The 15,614-nt window shown below is 39.9% G+C and carries 13 protein-coding genes; 8 read left to right on the top strand and 5 right to left on the bottom strand.

Annotation, left to right across the window (positions count from 1 at the left end; translation table 11 throughout):
- Positions 1–28 precede the first annotated feature (28 nt).
- Positions 29–2,941 carry a PAS domain-containing protein gene (locus tag H6G68_RS22820; RefSeq protein WP_190908697.1) on the bottom strand — a complete coding sequence of 971 codons (2,913 nt, stop codon included), beginning with the start codon at positions 2,939–2,941 and terminating at the stop codon, positions 29–31.
- Between the two features lie 541 nt (positions 2,942–3,482).
- Positions 3,483–5,174 (bottom strand): dihydroxy-acid dehydratase, encoded by a 1,692-nt coding sequence (gene ilvD, locus H6G68_RS22825; protein ID WP_190908711.1) that lies wholly within the window; start codon positions 5,172–5,174, stop codon positions 3,483–3,485.
- Between the two features lie 330 nt (positions 5,175–5,504).
- Between ilvD and H6G68_RS22830 the strand changes: the two genes are divergently transcribed.
- Both H6G68_RS22830 and H6G68_RS22835 read left to right on the top strand, forming a co-directional pair.
- Positions 5,505–6,806 carry a tetratricopeptide repeat protein gene (locus H6G68_RS22830; RefSeq protein WP_190908698.1) on the top strand — a complete coding sequence of 434 codons (1,302 nt, stop codon included), beginning with the start codon at positions 5,505–5,507 and terminating at the stop codon, positions 6,804–6,806.
- Complete coding sequence (locus H6G68_RS22835; protein ID WP_190908699.1) at positions 6,803–7,288, top strand: hypothetical protein; 486 nt, start codon at positions 6,803–6,805, stop codon at positions 7,286–7,288. The genes H6G68_RS22830 and H6G68_RS22835 overlap by 4 nt, the downstream gene beginning before the upstream one ends.
- Positions 7,289–7,793: 505 nt before the next feature.
- Here H6G68_RS22835 and H6G68_RS22840 read toward each other — a convergent pair.
- Both H6G68_RS22840 and H6G68_RS22845 read right to left on the bottom strand, forming a co-directional pair.
- Positions 7,794–8,564: a pentapeptide repeat-containing protein gene (locus H6G68_RS22840; RefSeq protein WP_190908700.1), complete on the bottom strand. Its 771-nt coding sequence runs from the start codon at positions 8,562–8,564 to the stop codon at positions 7,794–7,796.
- 83 nt (positions 8,565–8,647) lie between these two features.
- Positions 8,648–8,836, bottom strand: coding sequence for a hypothetical protein (locus tag H6G68_RS22845; protein WP_190908701.1), 189 nt, complete (start codon positions 8,834–8,836; stop codon positions 8,648–8,650).
- A gap of 484 nt (positions 8,837–9,320) precedes the next feature.
- Between H6G68_RS22845 and H6G68_RS22850 the strand changes: the two genes are divergently transcribed.
- From H6G68_RS22850 to H6G68_RS22865, 4 genes are all read left to right on the top strand, one after another.
- Positions 9,321–10,556 carry a general stress protein gene (locus H6G68_RS22850; protein ID WP_190908702.1) on the top strand — a complete coding sequence of 412 codons (1,236 nt, stop codon included), beginning with the start codon at positions 9,321–9,323 and terminating at the stop codon, positions 10,554–10,556.
- A 104-nt stretch (positions 10,557–10,660) separates the two neighbouring features.
- Complete coding sequence (locus H6G68_RS22855) at positions 10,661–11,116, top strand: BON domain-containing protein (RefSeq protein WP_190908703.1); 456 nt, start codon at positions 10,661–10,663, stop codon at positions 11,114–11,116.
- Between the two features lie 255 nt (positions 11,117–11,371).
- The gene (locus H6G68_RS22860) at positions 11,372–11,815 is read left to right on the top strand and encodes a CAAD domain-containing protein (protein ID WP_242045362.1); all 444 of its coding nucleotides are present in this window, start codon (positions 11,372–11,374) and stop codon (positions 11,813–11,815) included.
- A gap of 475 nt (positions 11,816–12,290) precedes the next feature.
- Positions 12,291–12,779 carry a CRR6 family NdhI maturation factor gene (locus H6G68_RS22865; protein ID WP_190908704.1) on the top strand — a complete coding sequence of 163 codons (489 nt, stop codon included), beginning with the start codon at positions 12,291–12,293 and terminating at the stop codon, positions 12,777–12,779.
- A gap of 129 nt (positions 12,780–12,908) precedes the next feature.
- Here the strand turns inward: H6G68_RS22865 and H6G68_RS22870 are convergent, their stop codons facing one another.
- Positions 12,909–13,892, bottom strand: a complete 984-nt coding sequence (locus H6G68_RS22870; RefSeq protein WP_190908705.1) for a glycosyltransferase family 9 protein — start codon at positions 13,890–13,892, stop codon at positions 12,909–12,911.
- 206 nt (positions 13,893–14,098) lie between these two features.
- On the opposite strand from H6G68_RS22870, the gene ispD reads away from it, so the two are divergent.
- Together ispD and scpB are read left to right on the top strand one after the other, a co-directional pair.
- Entirely contained in the window at positions 14,099–14,776 is a 678-nt protein-coding gene (gene ispD, locus H6G68_RS22875) for a 2-C-methyl-D-erythritol 4-phosphate cytidylyltransferase (RefSeq protein ID WP_190908706.1), read from the top strand.
- Between the two features lie 114 nt (positions 14,777–14,890).
- Positions 14,891–15,412 carry an SMC-Scp complex subunit ScpB gene (scpB, locus tag H6G68_RS22880; RefSeq protein ID WP_190908707.1) on the top strand — a complete coding sequence of 174 codons (522 nt, stop codon included), beginning with the start codon at positions 14,891–14,893 and terminating at the stop codon, positions 15,410–15,412.
- The last annotated feature ends 202 nt before the right edge of the window (positions 15,413–15,614 follow it).

Below are 15,614 nucleotides of genomic sequence, written 5' to 3' on the forward strand. Positions count from 1 at the left end.
CTGTGATCAGGATTTTAAAACATTAAGGTTAAGGATGTAGTGTAAAGTAAAAAGTTGCTCCTTCCCCAACCAAACTTTCTGCCCATACATCACCTCCGTGACGGTGAATAATTCTTTGCACAGTTGCTAAACCAATACCTGTGCCAGGAAATTCTTCCACCGTATGGAGGCGTTGAAATGGTTGAAATAGCTTATTAGCATAAGCAGCATCAAAGCCAACTCCATTATCACGTACAAAATAGGCTAATAAAGAAGTATTGTTTCTTTGACAGTTCATACAACTTAGCTCAATGTTTGACTGAATTTTGACTGAGGTAAATTTCCAGGCATTGTTGAGGAGGTTTTCCAGAATAATCCGTAAAAGTTGATGATCGCCGCTGACAATCAAATCGGGGGAAATGAGCCAATTTACTTGGCGTTCTGGATTGCTTTCACTGAGTTCTTGGGCGATTTCGTGAGCGATCGCACTCAGATTAACTTGAGTAGGTCGCATCTGACTACGAGTTACCCGTGAGAGTTGCAGCAAATTATCAATCAGTTCTCCCATTCGCTGTGTTCCACTACGGATACGAGTTAGATAATGCTTGCCTTTCTCATCTAATTGATCTTCATATCGCTCTAGTAATGCTTTGCTAAAGCCATCAATACCGCGTAGAGGAGAACGTAAATCATGGGAAACAGAGTAAGAAAATGATTCTAGTTCTTTGTTAGCAGCGGTAAGTTCTGCGGTGCGTTGCTGGACTCGCATCTCTAATTGCTGATTGAGTTCCCAAATTTTCTGTTCTGCTTGTTTACGTTCGGTGATATTTGCCGCAATACCCACATGGCGTAATATTTCCCCAGATAGGCTGTAAATAGGAAAAACACGTGCAAAAATCCAAAAAATTTCCCCACTGGGACGAATAATCCGATATTCCTGCTGTAGTGGTTCACCTTGAATCAGACGGGCGCAAGCTGCCAAAATGCGATCGCCATCTTCTGGGTGGATAGACTCATGCCAAGATTCTGGGTTTCGGTATAAGCTTTCACAACTCTGCCCCCAAACTTCCTCATAGCCAGGGCTGACATATAAAATCTCACTTAAGTCTGCTGAGTTGATATGAAAAACCTCATGAATATTTTCCGCTAATTCCCGAAACTTCGACTCACTCTCACGCAGAGCTTCTTCTGTCTGCTTGCGTTCAGTAATATCTGCAATTGACCCTATCATGCGAATCGGATTACCTTGTTCATCCCACTGAGCAATTGCTTGAGATGCAACCCATTTATAGCTACCATCTTGATGACGAACCCGATATTCACTGTGATATTTGGGAGTTTTGTTGAGCAAATGATTTTCCACAGACTTGATTACCCGTTCGTAGTCATCGGGATGAAGACGATTAGCCCATTCTGATCTAGTTATGGTGAAACTTTGGGGTTTTTCTCCTAATAAGCTAAACCAACGTTCAGAGAATGTGGTCATATTGCTGGCAGCATCCCATTCCCATATAGCATCTAGGGCGGCACTTGTTGCCAATCGCCAGCGTTCTTCACTGTTGCTCAGAGCTTCTTGTGTTTGTTTGAGGGATGTGATCTCAGTGATAAAGCCTTGAATGGTTTGTAATTGCCCATCAACGGCGGTGGCGATGCCTTTTTCCCATAACCATTTCTCTTCACCTAATTTGCTATGAATGCGATACTCGACTTGGTAGAAAATATTGTCAGCGATAGCGTTCACGTAGTGTTCCGCAGGAAAGCGCGACCTAGGAATCGCTGTTTGAATCGCCGCTGCAATTTTAGGTAAATCCTCCACCACAATCAAATTTTGAAACTTGCAATCCTCAAGACCACATAATTCTTCTTTGCTATAGCCTGTGACGGCTAAACAACCATCACTCACATCCTGAACTGCCCAATTTACATTTTCATGACGACAAAAAACAATTCCTGGCAAGGTATTGATTAGATTACTTAATTTAAAACGGCTTTCATTCAAAGCATTATTTGCAGCCTCTAATTGGGCTGTGCGCTTCTGAACTCGTACTTCTAAATTTTCATTACTTTCTTTCAGTGCCTGTTGATATTCCTGTTGTTTTTGATCAATTGCATTAAGATATTTAGCATTCCACCAAACTACTCCACCTAGCATAAAGATATTCACAATTGCTCTGATTACAAATCCAGCTTCTGGTGGAAGTAGATTGTTTCGATGGGCTAACATAAATAATGCTGTATTCAAAACAGGAGTGCCAATAATCACTGGTAAGAGGCTACGAATAATGACTCCACCCAAGTAAGGACTCATCACCACCTTCATCCAACCCCCTTCAGGACAAGCCAATAAAACCCCTAGCCCCAGCAATATCAAACCTACACTTGTATGTAGTGCCATAGCCGTAACCGGCATCAAGTAATAAAATACACTAATTCTAAATACGTAGCCTAACAATCCCAACAGGGCTATTAAAAAGCTTCCTAAAGCTAACCCTTGGGCAATGCTAATCATTCGTTTTGACAAAAAAATTAGGGCTAACCCTATCCAAAACAAGCAAAGGGCTGTACTTAATGCCATCCTTCCTGGACTAAAAGTGGCAACAGCATTTATCGATTCCTTAATCAGTAATTCATCAATTCTTAAATTAATGTTGAAGCCATACTGAATGAGTGTCAATAAACCAATCAACGTGACAATAACTGCCAAAAATTGGGATAGTAATTGAGGTGGAAATAGTTTCTGTTGACGAGGCTGATGCCAAAACCAAAGGGAAGTTCCACTGAAAATAAACCCTAAAGCAGAGTTAACTTTCATTGTCACTAGTCCTGGCAGCACACTCTTGAGGACTGGCAGATTAAAGATCCATGCTATTAAAACAGAAAAACCAATAAAAGCAGTGATAATTCCCAGTTTCACTGAGAGTTGACGAGCGAATAAATTAAGCTTTATATCTGAACCAATCACGTCAATCTAATCCTGCTGAGGAAATGGTCATATCCGCAAATTTTAATAAGTTTGTTATTTTTTACTATACAATGATTGCTTATATTTCTTTGTTTACTGTTATAGCAAATATAGCCTGAGCTTAAGCTTAACCTGCAATCTATCTTTAGATATATCTTGGGAAAATAAACAAATTTATACCATGCGGTTTGGACACTCTTGGTTTTTTATATATCCTCTTGGAGGAAGTTTGCAAAATAATAAAGTTTACCTAAAAACCCCTCTCCCAACCTCTCCCCCACAGGGAGAGAGGCTTTGAAAAGTCTATTTTTTATTCTCCTATGTCTAATTAGGGTTTGCGGAAAAAGTCTTTTCGTGAAGACAGGGAATAGGGAATAGGGAATAGGGAATAGTTTCAACCATTTGCTATCGGTAAATTTTCCTCCCAGTCCGCTAAAAATGCTTTCTTTTTGAAACTCCTCCTGGAAAAAGTGCCAGGTTTTTCACATCAAAGAGTCTGAAAGCCTTATCTATTAGTATTTTTGCGTTTATTCAGCCAGCCCTAATTAGCAAATAAGTCCAAATCTGTGACTGCACCGACACTACTAGAAGCTACTAATTTGGCATATTTTGCCAAAACGCCTTGAGTATAACGGGGTGCGGGAGGTTTCCAGTTGGCACGACGACTAGCTAGTTCTACGTCTGATACATTCACTTGCAACAGGCGAGCATTAGCGTCAATTGTGATACTATCACCTTCTTCTACTAGGGCGATATTTCCTCCCACTGCTGCTTCTGGGGCTACGTGTCCAACTACCATCCCGTAAGTACCACCCGAAAAGCGTCCGTCGGTAATTAAGCCCACTGCATCTCCTAAACCAGCACCGATAATTGCTGAGGTGGGAGCCAGCATTTCTCGCATTCCGGGTCCGCCTTTGGGGCCTTCGTAACGAATAATAATCACGTCACCGGCTTTGATTTTACCTGCCAAAATCGCATCTAAGCAAGATTCCTCAGATTCAAATACCCTAGCTGGCCCGGTAATGATGGGCTTTTTCACGCCTGTAATTTTGGCAACTGCACCTTCTGTGGCTAAGTTGCCTTTGAGAATGGCTAGGTGTCCTTGGGCATACATTGGGTTATCCCAAGGACGAATTACATCTTGATCGCTGCGTGGTTCTACTGGTATGTCTGCTAAAACTTCGGCTATGGTTTCACCACTAATTGTTATACAGTCACCATGTAATAAGTCATGGGCTAATAGCATTTTCATGACTTGGGGAATACCACCAGCTTTGTGTAAGTCCGTGGCGACATATTTACCGCTAGGTTTTAAATCACACAATACAGGCACACGTCCGCGAATAGTTTCAAAGTCGTCTAAATTTAGTTCTACACCAGCTGCGCGAGCGATCGCTAGAAAATGTAAAACTGCATTGGTGGAACCACCAACAGCCATAATTACCGAAATAGCATTTTCGATAGATTTGCGGGTGATAATTTGCCGGGGTAATATCTGCTTACGAATGGCTTCGACTAAGACAAAGGCAGATTTTTCAGTGCTATCTGCTTTTTCCGCATCTTCGGCGGCCATTGTCGAGGAATAAGGTAAACTCATGCCCAATGCTTCAAATGCTGAAGACATGGTATTGGCTGTGAACATTCCCCCACATGAACCAGCACCAGGACAAGCGCGAGTTTCGACTGCTAATAGTTCTGCTTCGTCAATTTTACCAGCGCTGTATTGACCAACGGCTTCAAAGGAACTGACAACGGTTAAATCTTTACCGTTATAATGTCCGGGTTTGATTGTGCCACCATAAACAAAGATAGCTGGGATATTCATGCGGGCGATCGCTAACATTGCCCCTGGCATATTTTTATCACAACCACCTATAGCCAGGACACCATCCATACTTTGCCCTGTACAGGCAGTTTCAATGGAATCCGCAATTACTTCCCGCGACACGAGGGAATATTTCATCCCTTCGGTTCCCATTGAAATCCCATCACTAATCGTAATAGTACCGAAGATTTGGGGCATTGCACCGGCATTTTTGACGCTACTTTCTGCCCTTTGTGCCAGTTGATTAATCCCCATGTTACAGGGGGTGATGGTGCTGTAACCGTTGGCAATACCGACAATAGCTTTGTTGAAATCTTCATCTTTGAAACCAACTGCTCGCAGCATAGCCCGATTTGGCGATCGCTGCACACCTTGCGTAACAACTTTACTCTTTAAATTTTCTGGCATTGTTTTTTCACTCATTACTCTTATCTCAATTAAATCTCTGTACGAGTATGATATGTATACTTTTTTGAGATGTCCAATATATATTTATTGGAAATTGAGACTTATAAAGTATCATAAATATGGAACTACGACACCTACGCTACTTTATCGCTGTAGCTTGTTATTAGGTACAATAGTGCAGCTCTTTCACTTATTTAAGCTATAATTATCACGGTTATACTCTGTTTTGCTTCTATAAGCTGCTGATTATTACTTATTATATTTTACACTTAAATACGTCAGTATTTATTACGTTAGTTTTGATGAAACTTCAATGTGAAGATAAAATGTATGCGAGCCGATGAAAATTCTATTTTAAAAGTCGCTATTGAACGTTATAATAAGGCTTTAACAACAATTGAGACAGCTAATAATCCTTCTCAATCAGAAATTCTAGAATTACTAAAAGCGCGTGATGAAATTCATATATTAATTAGTGATAAAACTCAGAATTATCAAAGCTCTCATCTGATAGAACTCTTCATATTAGATGAACGTTTGAAGAAACAAACTGAAGTAATCACCACATCAGTTCAATTATCCGATTGGCGTGTTAGTCTATGTCCTTCGACTGATGCTTGGTGGTGGCTTCTTGAACCACCACCACATAAACACGACAGAAGGGATTGGGTTTATAGTGCTGGCAGTATCATATGCCTAACTGCAAGCGTTAGCTTGGTGGTTGATATTTCTTCTCGCATTCTGACTGGTGTTCCAGACACATTCGGAGCTTTTACAATTACAACTCAAAGCATATTGACTTTAATAGCAGCTGGAGGCGCATTAACTAAAGCAGGACAAGAAGCAGTTGAACGCATTCTTATAAGGCTGAAGATACCTAAACACTTTCAAGTTGAATTTAAATTTGGGATTGCTGCATTACTTTTTCTCTCTTTAATCGTCTTCCGCGTCTCTCTACCTACGATTGGTCATTATTACAGAGGAGAAGCAGATGAACAACGTGGTAAAAGAAATCTAGCCAAAGCTCAAATATACTATAACAGAGCTATAAAATTAAATTCTGAAGATTGGAGTTCTCACTATAAGCTTGGACAAATTTATGAGAAATTACAAGATTTTGAACGCGCTCGTACAGAATATAGTTTAGCGATGCAAGGAGATTATATAAACGCGTATAACAGTCTATCGCGTTTATATATTTTAGATAAAGATTATGATAAAGCTATTGGATTATTAGATGAAGCTTTAAATAGAAAAATTGAAGATCGAGACTTAAAATATGCACTAAATAAAAATCTCGGCTGGGCTTATCTAGAACAAAAGCGTTATTTAGAGGCTGAAAGGTATTTAAATGAGGCCATAGCTATAGATAAACAACGTGCTTCTCCTTATTGTTTAATGGGACAAGTAAAGGAGTACCAAGCCAATGAAAAATCTACAGATAAATCTATTAACTCTATAAAAAAGGACGGAACAACCGGATATTGGCACCACTCTTGCATTAAATATCGTGACGAAAGTAATAGTAGTAAGCTAGATGCAGAGAGATGGAAATTTTTAGCTGAAAAATGTTTAAATTGGTTAAGGTTGAAAAAACTAGGTTGTTTATCAAAGGAAGAAGAGAAAAAATGATAGTACAAAAGAAAATTAATTCCATTAGTTTAGCGATAGTTACATTATTTTTTAACATAGTAGCTATTTTTATTCAGGATTCATATAAAATGAAAGCCTATGCCCAGGCTTGTGCAAAGCCAGTAGGAATTATTAACAGTGAGAATATATATAAACATATATACACTATTAATATGAAGAATGAGGAAAAAATTTTAACTAAATTAGGAGATAAAATATGCGAATACGACGTGCTGAAAACTGACTCTAAAAAAGCACAAATAAAGTGCCTAATTGAAAGTAAAAACAAAGTTGAAGAACATTTAGTTAAATTATTTCCTAAGTATAGGATAGTTAAATTACATCATGACATGAGAATTGGAGCAAATGAATTATGCTCAGATAGAGGTAAAATAAACAAGAAGGAATGGATACCTAGTCATAATCCTCAACATATCATGTTAATCTCGTATATTCTTAAGAATAAGCCACAAAATAAATGATCCTGTTTTGTCATGCTGAGTGTAGCAAAGCGAAACGTATCCCTTACGGGAGCCGGAGGCTCTAGCATCTCGGAGGATTCTTCACTACACTTCGTTTCGTATGGCTTACGCCACGCTGCGCTATCAGAATGACATCGAGCATTTCTTTTTGTGGAGTTCTCTAAATAAAATGGTTTTAATAGGATAACAACGCACAGACTCAAATCATCTACTTGGATGCATAAGCTCCAGGAAGGGTATCCACTCAGATGGCAATCACTCCTATAACAAAAAAGTGCCAAGTAGGTGTTACTGCTTACAATGATAAACACTCCAGTTTGTAAACAAGAGAATTTTTGGCTTAAATAGGTGTACAGCCGGGAGGTAGAGTCGAGGGGAAGCATCACCAGATGACGTTCAAACCTTACCCAACTATTCCCCTTCGACTCAACCTAAGTCAGCCTAAGAAAGTCTTTTTATGGACTCTTCGGAAATCCCCGCGTCTTCAGACCGGGGAAGCTTAACCCTAAAAAGGAAGAAACTGGAGTAATACTGAACCTACACTACCGGCAAAATCCATAAAGCTGGGTTTACTAGGTTTGACGTTTTCTGTGTAAGGTGTTTTCAGTTCCAAAATAAAAGCTTGTGCTGTTAGCGCTCCCTCAGCATTTTTTTGCTCTTCAAATAGCTTGGCTGCGGTTGTAGCATCTTCTAAGGCGCTTTTTCGGTCTAAGCCTTGGTAACTAGCTACACCACGAGATAAATATGCACCTGCGTAGTCTGGTTTAAGTGCGATCGCTTGGCTAAAATAATCAATAGCCGGTTTAAGGTTGCCTTTTTCTGCTGCTGCTACACCCCAAGCATAAAATTCTTCTGGTTTAGCAATTTGTGAAGGTATACCAACTGCACCTTGGAAGTTAGTACCTTGGAGATTAGCATCATTCAATTCTGCATTCACTAAATAGGTATTTCCCAAATTAGCACCCGTGAGATTCGCACCGCTGAGTTTAGCCTCACTTAAGTTCACACCAAATAAACTAGCCCCAGTCAAGTTTGCACCCCGCAAATCAGCCCCACTCAAGTTTGCTCGGCTGAGGTTTGCACCCCGCAAATCTGCACCGTTTAAATTAGCTTCTGATAAGTCAGACATGGCTAAACCTGCATTGCGGAGGTTACAGTTTTGACATTGTTTAGTTGCTAATAACTGTTTTATAGCTTCATAATTTGATGTTTGGGCAGTTGCGGGTAAGCTGATTGTTAACAAAAATGCTGCTGTATATAGAATTTGGCTTTTCATACTCAGTGTCAAAATATATCTTATGAGAACTTAATCGTAATACATTGATATTTATACTTCTATGATGATATTAGTAATCTGAATCAATCGACTACCGTATCTGCCTCTAATACAGATTTATCATTGGTTTGGCGACGTTGAGTCAGAGTAAAAGCCTCTTGGTGGTGTGAAGTAGTTTTAGCGAGCTTATATGTGGAACTATACAACCCCATATCAGTAAATAAGCTAAAACTAAACGTTAAAATAGATGCTAATAATAATTTTTCTATCATTGTCAGTCTAATTCCCCCTCAATCAGTCAATCATTACTTAAATGTTGATGTTTTATTGAAATATAGCTTACTCTTCTACTTAAAATATAGATGATAATTTTATTATTTATCAATGATTCAAAACCAAGGCTATTGTGATCTACATCACTTAAATTTATCTAATGATTTATTAGTTAGGATTAGTTAACAGTCAGATAAAAGCTGAGAATTACTACTTTTTGTCTAAAAATATGGCTAGATTATTATCTTGAGGATTTACGCACAAGACACAGAGAAAAGGTCTAAATAAAAAGAAAGAGAAAGTTTTTACGTAAGTTATAATCTTGCTATTAATGCATAATTGAGAGTTTATCTATACCTAATGATAGAACTGTAACTTCCTCCAATAGATTGATGAAAACCTAATTAAACCATGTAGTAATAGAGTTATTGCCTGGAATAAATTCGGGAATAATTCTTTTATATTTCTGGAGGAATATTAAGTATGGTTATAGGTGTACATAGACGTGCTATAGGCGTATTCTCCCATCGTCGTGATGCTGAACAAGCATTGCATGAATTGAAAAATTCAGGCTTTGCAATGGATAGAGTTTCTATTATCGCCAAAGATAGAGATGACAGAGACGAGATTGCTGGTACACAAGTCACAGAGAAAGTTGGAGATAAGTCTGACGAAGGCGCAAAAGTAGGGGGGATTTCTGGTGGTGCAGTGGGTGGATTGACTGGCTTATTAATTGGTCTTGGGACTTTAGCAATTCCCGGAATTGGGCCAATCATGCTGGCTGGAGGAATAGCAACCACCTTAGCCACAACTCTCGCTGGTGCTGGTATTGGTGCAGTAGCAGGTAGCTTAATTGGGGGTTTAATTGGTTTAGGAATTCCCGAAGAACGAGCCAGAGCTTATCACCAAAGAGTCGAAGAAGGAGCTTATTTAGTTATCATCGATGGTACAGATGCAGAACTTTCTAGAGCAAGAGAGATTCTTCATCGTCGGGGAATTGAAGACTTTGAAGTTTATGATCAGCCGAATAGGGAACAGCCAACTACAGGTGTTGCTCATCACGATGTAAATGTACCTGTTGTACCTGTGCAAACTACCAGAAGAGCAATAGGGGTATTTTCTCATCAGCGAGATGCGGAATCAGCACTAAGAGAATTACGAAATGCTGGTTTTCCAATGACCCAAGTGTCTTTAATTGCTAAAGATGGCAATATCCGTGAGAAATCCGGGATAGGTAATAAAGCAGACGAAGGGTTAAAAGCTGGAGCAGCTACAGGTGGTGCCTTAGGTGGATTAGGTGGGTTATTAGTTGGCCTTGGGGCTTTAGCAATTCCCGGAGTAGGACCCGTAATCGCAGGTGGTGCTGTAGCTACAGCTTTGGCCACAACCCTAACTGGTGGTGCTGTAGGTGCAGCAGTTGGGGGTATTGCTGGGGGACTTGTTGGTTTAGGAATTCCGGAAGAACGGGCGCGAATTTATAGCGATCGCTTTCAAAGAGGTGATTACTTATTAATTGTTGATGGTACAGAAGCCCAAATACACCAAGCTCAAAGTATTCTCCAACGGCTAGGAATTGAAGAATTTGCCATTTATGATGCCCGCGATGTCGGCAAATATCAACCTAGTGTCGAGCCAGTAAAACACACTGAAACTCTTCCTAGTCATCACCCTGGAGAACCGCCCGTAATTGTAGTTGATCATCGGACAAAAGCGGTTTAATTCCGATTCTATTCAGGAGCAAGATCATGAAAATTTTGCTCTTATTTCCTTTCTAGTTCACTCCAAGAATTCACGTTTTCACCCTTATATCAAGACCTAAACACATGAAAAGGCTAACTTCATTCTTAATTGGTTCAGTTTTACTTTTTAGTGTTGCTTGTGATAATACTTCCAAGACAAGTGTCACTGCACCTGATGCTGGAGAAGTTCCAGCAAGTCCGGCTGCACAAACCACACAAGATGCTCAAGAAGATGCCCAAAGTGAACTCCGCAGAAGACAACTCAATTCTGATATCCGCGCTCGTGAAGAGCGAAATCTAGCTACTGGTGGTGATACTGATAGAGCCGCTGCCGACTTGGCAAGTGAAGTCCGTTCTAAATTAGAGGCTAATATTCCTGGTGGTGCATTAACAGTTAATGCGACCAAAGAGGGTACAGTTACAGTAGCGGGAACTGTGAGCAAGCAAGAGCAGTTAGCCAAGATTGAACCTTTGGCAAAAGAAATTAAGGGAGTGAAAAATGTAGTTGTCAAAGCTAATGTTATACAACCAACAAACTGAAGCCGTTAACAGTTAGCATCACTAATTCTCCTGATATCTGACACCATTCTCTGATTGCGAAAATAAAAGTCTTTAATCATTATTTCGTAGTGCGGGCAAGAGAATTGCCCTAATTGAGAAGGTGCAAGATGTGAGTCAGAGAGCTTAACTAAAGTTCTCTGTCCAAAGAGAAATATTTTCGACTTGGGTATTGTGAGTCTAGACTGGTATATTAATGTAAGTCCAGTTACTTATCAAAACTGTTGTGGCCGCCAAATGGCAAACATTATGGAAACTCAACAACAGCAACCAGGATCAGCTAATTCAGTTTCTTCTCAAGATTTGTTAGCTCTTGAGGGTGTAGAAACGACAAATTTGCCAAAGCTTCCTCCCGCTAAGGAACCTGAAGCCCAATGGCAGCGAGTTAGCAGACAAATGTTCGAGTTTTTAGAGCAACTACCTGATTATTTAGGTAGTGTTTTGAACAACAACAAGCAGGCTCTATTCACCCTTGTTTTAATCTTATCTGCCCTTGTGACAGTCAAAGTAGCCCTAGCAATGCTAGATGCTATTGATGATGTACCCTTGTTAGCACCCATTTTTGAGATAGTTGGTTTAGGTTATACCATCTGGTTTACTTTCCGTTATCTCATCAAATCTGAAACACGGCAAGAATTATCTCAGAAAGTTAGTTCACTGAAACAACAACTTTTAGGTTAATATTTTTTATAACCCTGAAGATAAATCTATTAGCTAATTTAAGCTAGGGTAGGCATTGTCTACCCTATATTTTTTACCCTATAATTTTTATAATTAAAAGGAACAAAATGATTGAATCAGATTATTAAATCTAGCTCTTTTAAGTTGGTGAAATACTAAACGAAAACAGGAGATTTTTAATTCTTATTTCCATCAAAATCTGATGATATCGATTGATATTTATATTCCAATCCCCTTGGTATTAAGAATAATTGTAGGTTGGGTAGAAGGATAGAGAAACCCAACATTTTCTGGATTTTGTTGGGTTGTCTTCCATTGCTACGCAACTCAGACGCGAATAAACCTACCTAATTTAAGGGTTTTGGCTCTAAAAGTATGAAATAGGCTACAGATGCTCTAGCATCAATTGCAAAAAGCTGTTACTGTGGATTCTCGATTCTACTTTTGAGCAATCAAAAAAGCGACCAATCAGTCAATGACAATCACAATCAGCCTCAATAACGACTCTATTAACAATCTGGATTTGTCACCTGCATTAACGGTCATTGAACCACTACTGGAAGACAAAGCCATTCCCTCTAACGAACAGCTACTTTCCTTTGAAATTAACTATACACGGGAAAAAAATGATCCACGGGAGCTTTCAGAAATTCCAGAAGTGCGCTTGTGGTTTGTGCGGCTCGATGCCAAGTATCCCTGGTTACCATTTTTATTAGATTGGAAAGGGGGAGAATTAGCTCGTTACGCGGCGATGTTAGTACCCCATCAGTTTAGTTCTAAAGAGGGCATACAGTACAATCCTGAAGCTTTAGAAATTTTTTTGATGCACAAAATTTTTATTTTAAGTGATTGGCTGAAAGGGCAAGGTATCCCCACCCAATTTCGGCTCAAGTCTCTAGCACAAATTCTGGGTTATGAGTTAGATGATGCTTTCTTTGAGATGATTGAAAAAATTAATTTTTAATAGTGCCAACCTCAGGTGATGCCAAAGTAAATAATTCGGAGTAGGAAATGGATTATGAAAAGTTTGGATTTTAGATCTTTGATTGAATCCAAAATCCAAAATCTAAAATCTAAAATCTAAAATGGGTAGTCAACCACCCCAGATTTTTTCTAAAACGGTTGCAGGTGAAATATCGGCTGTTTTACCAGTAGGGGATTTAATCGCCAGAAATTTATCACTTTTTGGTAACAACTCTGTTGGATTGATAGAACCCAGTAAAGCGATAGTATAAGTTTGAACAGCTACACTTAGCTGTAGTGGTGTGCTGTCGATAGACATCATTAAACTCGCTCCGCCAATTATGGCAGTCAACTTGCCAATATTATCGGGGGAAGTAACCTTGATATCTGGACAAGATTCTAGAAGGGATGGCGTTACGCCCAACTTCGGTGAACGCACAAATTTATCATCGTCAGCCTCTTTAATCACCACTACTGGTAACTGTGGCTGCTTTTGTTGGCAATCTTGAATAATTTGCTGCCAACTTGCTACAGGATAGCTTGTATCTGAATTATCAATTTGGGATAACTGGCCAGAACCACCATAGATTAGGATGTAACCTGTTTCATGTACCCCTAGCCGTTTTTGCTCTTGTTGCGCCCATTCAATATCTGATTTGGGTACATTTACTGCTAACTCTGGGCAAGGTGTGTCAATTCCCAAAGGTTGCAACAGGTCATGATACATCGCTGCCACATACTGAGATGTGTTCATTGATATCGTGTTGGTGAGAAAACCAGCACCTTTGCCTTTGTAACCAATACGTGTGGGAATTCCCGTTAACCAGAGAAACAAACTTACTAACCAGCTTTGTCCAACAGCAATGGCGACATCATATTCGCGATCGCGTATCGTGCCAACCAAGTTACCCCAATCTGCTAGACTGTTACGGTCTTTGTAATCAAAGGTCAATACCTCGTGAACTGACTTGCTCACTCGGTAGGCAGCCTTTGACCGGGGTTCCACAATGACATCTATCTGAGCGTTCGGGTAATAACGCTTCAGGTCATCTAAAGTGGCAAAAAAAAGAATCTGGTTGCCAATTGAGCCAGGTACAAGGGCTACTACACGCATAATATTTATGGAAGCTTACTCGCTCCTTATTTTAGGGGAATATAGGTAATGGGTAGTTGATAATTCGTAATTCATAATTCGTAATTGGTTAATCCGTTAGCAAAAGGAGTCCCCATGAGGCAGAAGTTCCGTTTAATTTTGAAATTTGAAATTTGAAATTTGAATTGATTTGTCCCTAGTCCCCAGTTTTAAAATTGAGGAAAGTTGTGTATTTACTAATTCCATCTGCTGGCACCGGCAAACGAATGGGTGCTGATCGCAATAAACTTTTACTACATTTACGCTCACAACCGATTATTGCCTGGACAATGCTGGCCGCAGAAGCAGCAAGCTCTATTAGTTGGATAGGAATTATTTCCCAACCTCATGACTGGGAAGACTTAAAAGCAATTATGGCTGATTTAAAACTAACTAAACCCATAAAATTAATTGCTGGTGGTTCCACTCGGCAGGAGTCAGTATACAATGGTTTGCAGGCATTACCAGCAGATGCTAAACAAGTATTAATTCATGATGGCGCTCGTTGTCTAGCTACACCCGATTTACTCAATGCTTGTGCTGAAGCTATTCGCCATTGTCCTGGGTTAATTGCTGCTGTACCTGTAAAAGACACAATTAAAGTTGTGGATGAAAGTGGCATAATTCAAAGTACACCAGAGCGAAGTCAACTTTGGGCGGCTCAAACTCCCCAAGGTTTTGATGTTGATTTGTTAAAACAATGTCATGCTGAGGGTGTACGTCAAGGTTGGGAAGTCACGGATGATGCGGCTTTGTTTGAAAAATGTGGTATTGAAGTGCATATAGTGCCAGGGGAGGAGACTAATTTGAAAGTTACCACTCCCCAAGATTTAGCGATCGCAGAATTTATCCTCAGTAATAGGTAATAGAGGAGGATTGAGGAGATGGGGAGACGCACAGACGCACAGATGGGGAGAAACAATTTCCCCCTGCTCCGCCCCCTGCCCCCCTGCTCCCTGCCCACTAGCTCTTGATTAAAAATGCCTAAAAATATATCTATAGCCATCAAAATAGAAGCTATTCTTTATCTAAAGGGTAAACCTTTGTCCTTGAGTGAAATTGCCGAGTATGCCGCGTGCGATCGCTCTACAGCCGAAGAAGGCATAATTGAACTCATGGATAATTATGCCCGTCGAGATAGTGCTTTGGAAGTTGTAGAAACCTCCGATGGTTACAGTTTGCAAGTGCGGTCAGATTTTCATGATTTAGTACAAACTTTGATACCTGTAGAATTAGGTGTAGGAGCTTTACGGACTTTAGCTGCGATCGCTCTCCATAGTCCTATACTCCAAACTGACTTAATTAACCTACGCGGTTCAGGAGTATATCAACACGTTCCCGAACTTGTGGAATTGGGTTTCATTCGCAAACGTAGAGACAGTGATTCTCGTTCATACTCATTACAAGTCACACCCAAATTTCACCAGTACTTCCAAATTGATCAACTTCCCCAAATCTTCCCCACGCCAGAGAACGAACAACAACTAGAACTAGAACTATGATGTTGAATTAAGTTAATCTATTTATTCTGTTTCCGATACAAAAAAGCTAACTAATGCTAACAAGAGCCAGCTTTTTCTTCCTGCTTCATCCTATCCGTGTCGGCACGATCTAGTCCACAGGCTAATACGGTCAACCTGACCGCTTCTTGACTCAAGTTACGAGCAGCATTTACATCTCTATCACAATCAAACCCACAGTAAT

This window comes from Anabaena catenula FACHB-362 (genome assembly GCF_014698735.1).
In the GTDB taxonomy this organism is placed as follows: domain Bacteria; phylum Cyanobacteriota; class Cyanobacteriia; order Cyanobacteriales; family Nostocaceae; genus Anabaena; species Anabaena variabilis_A.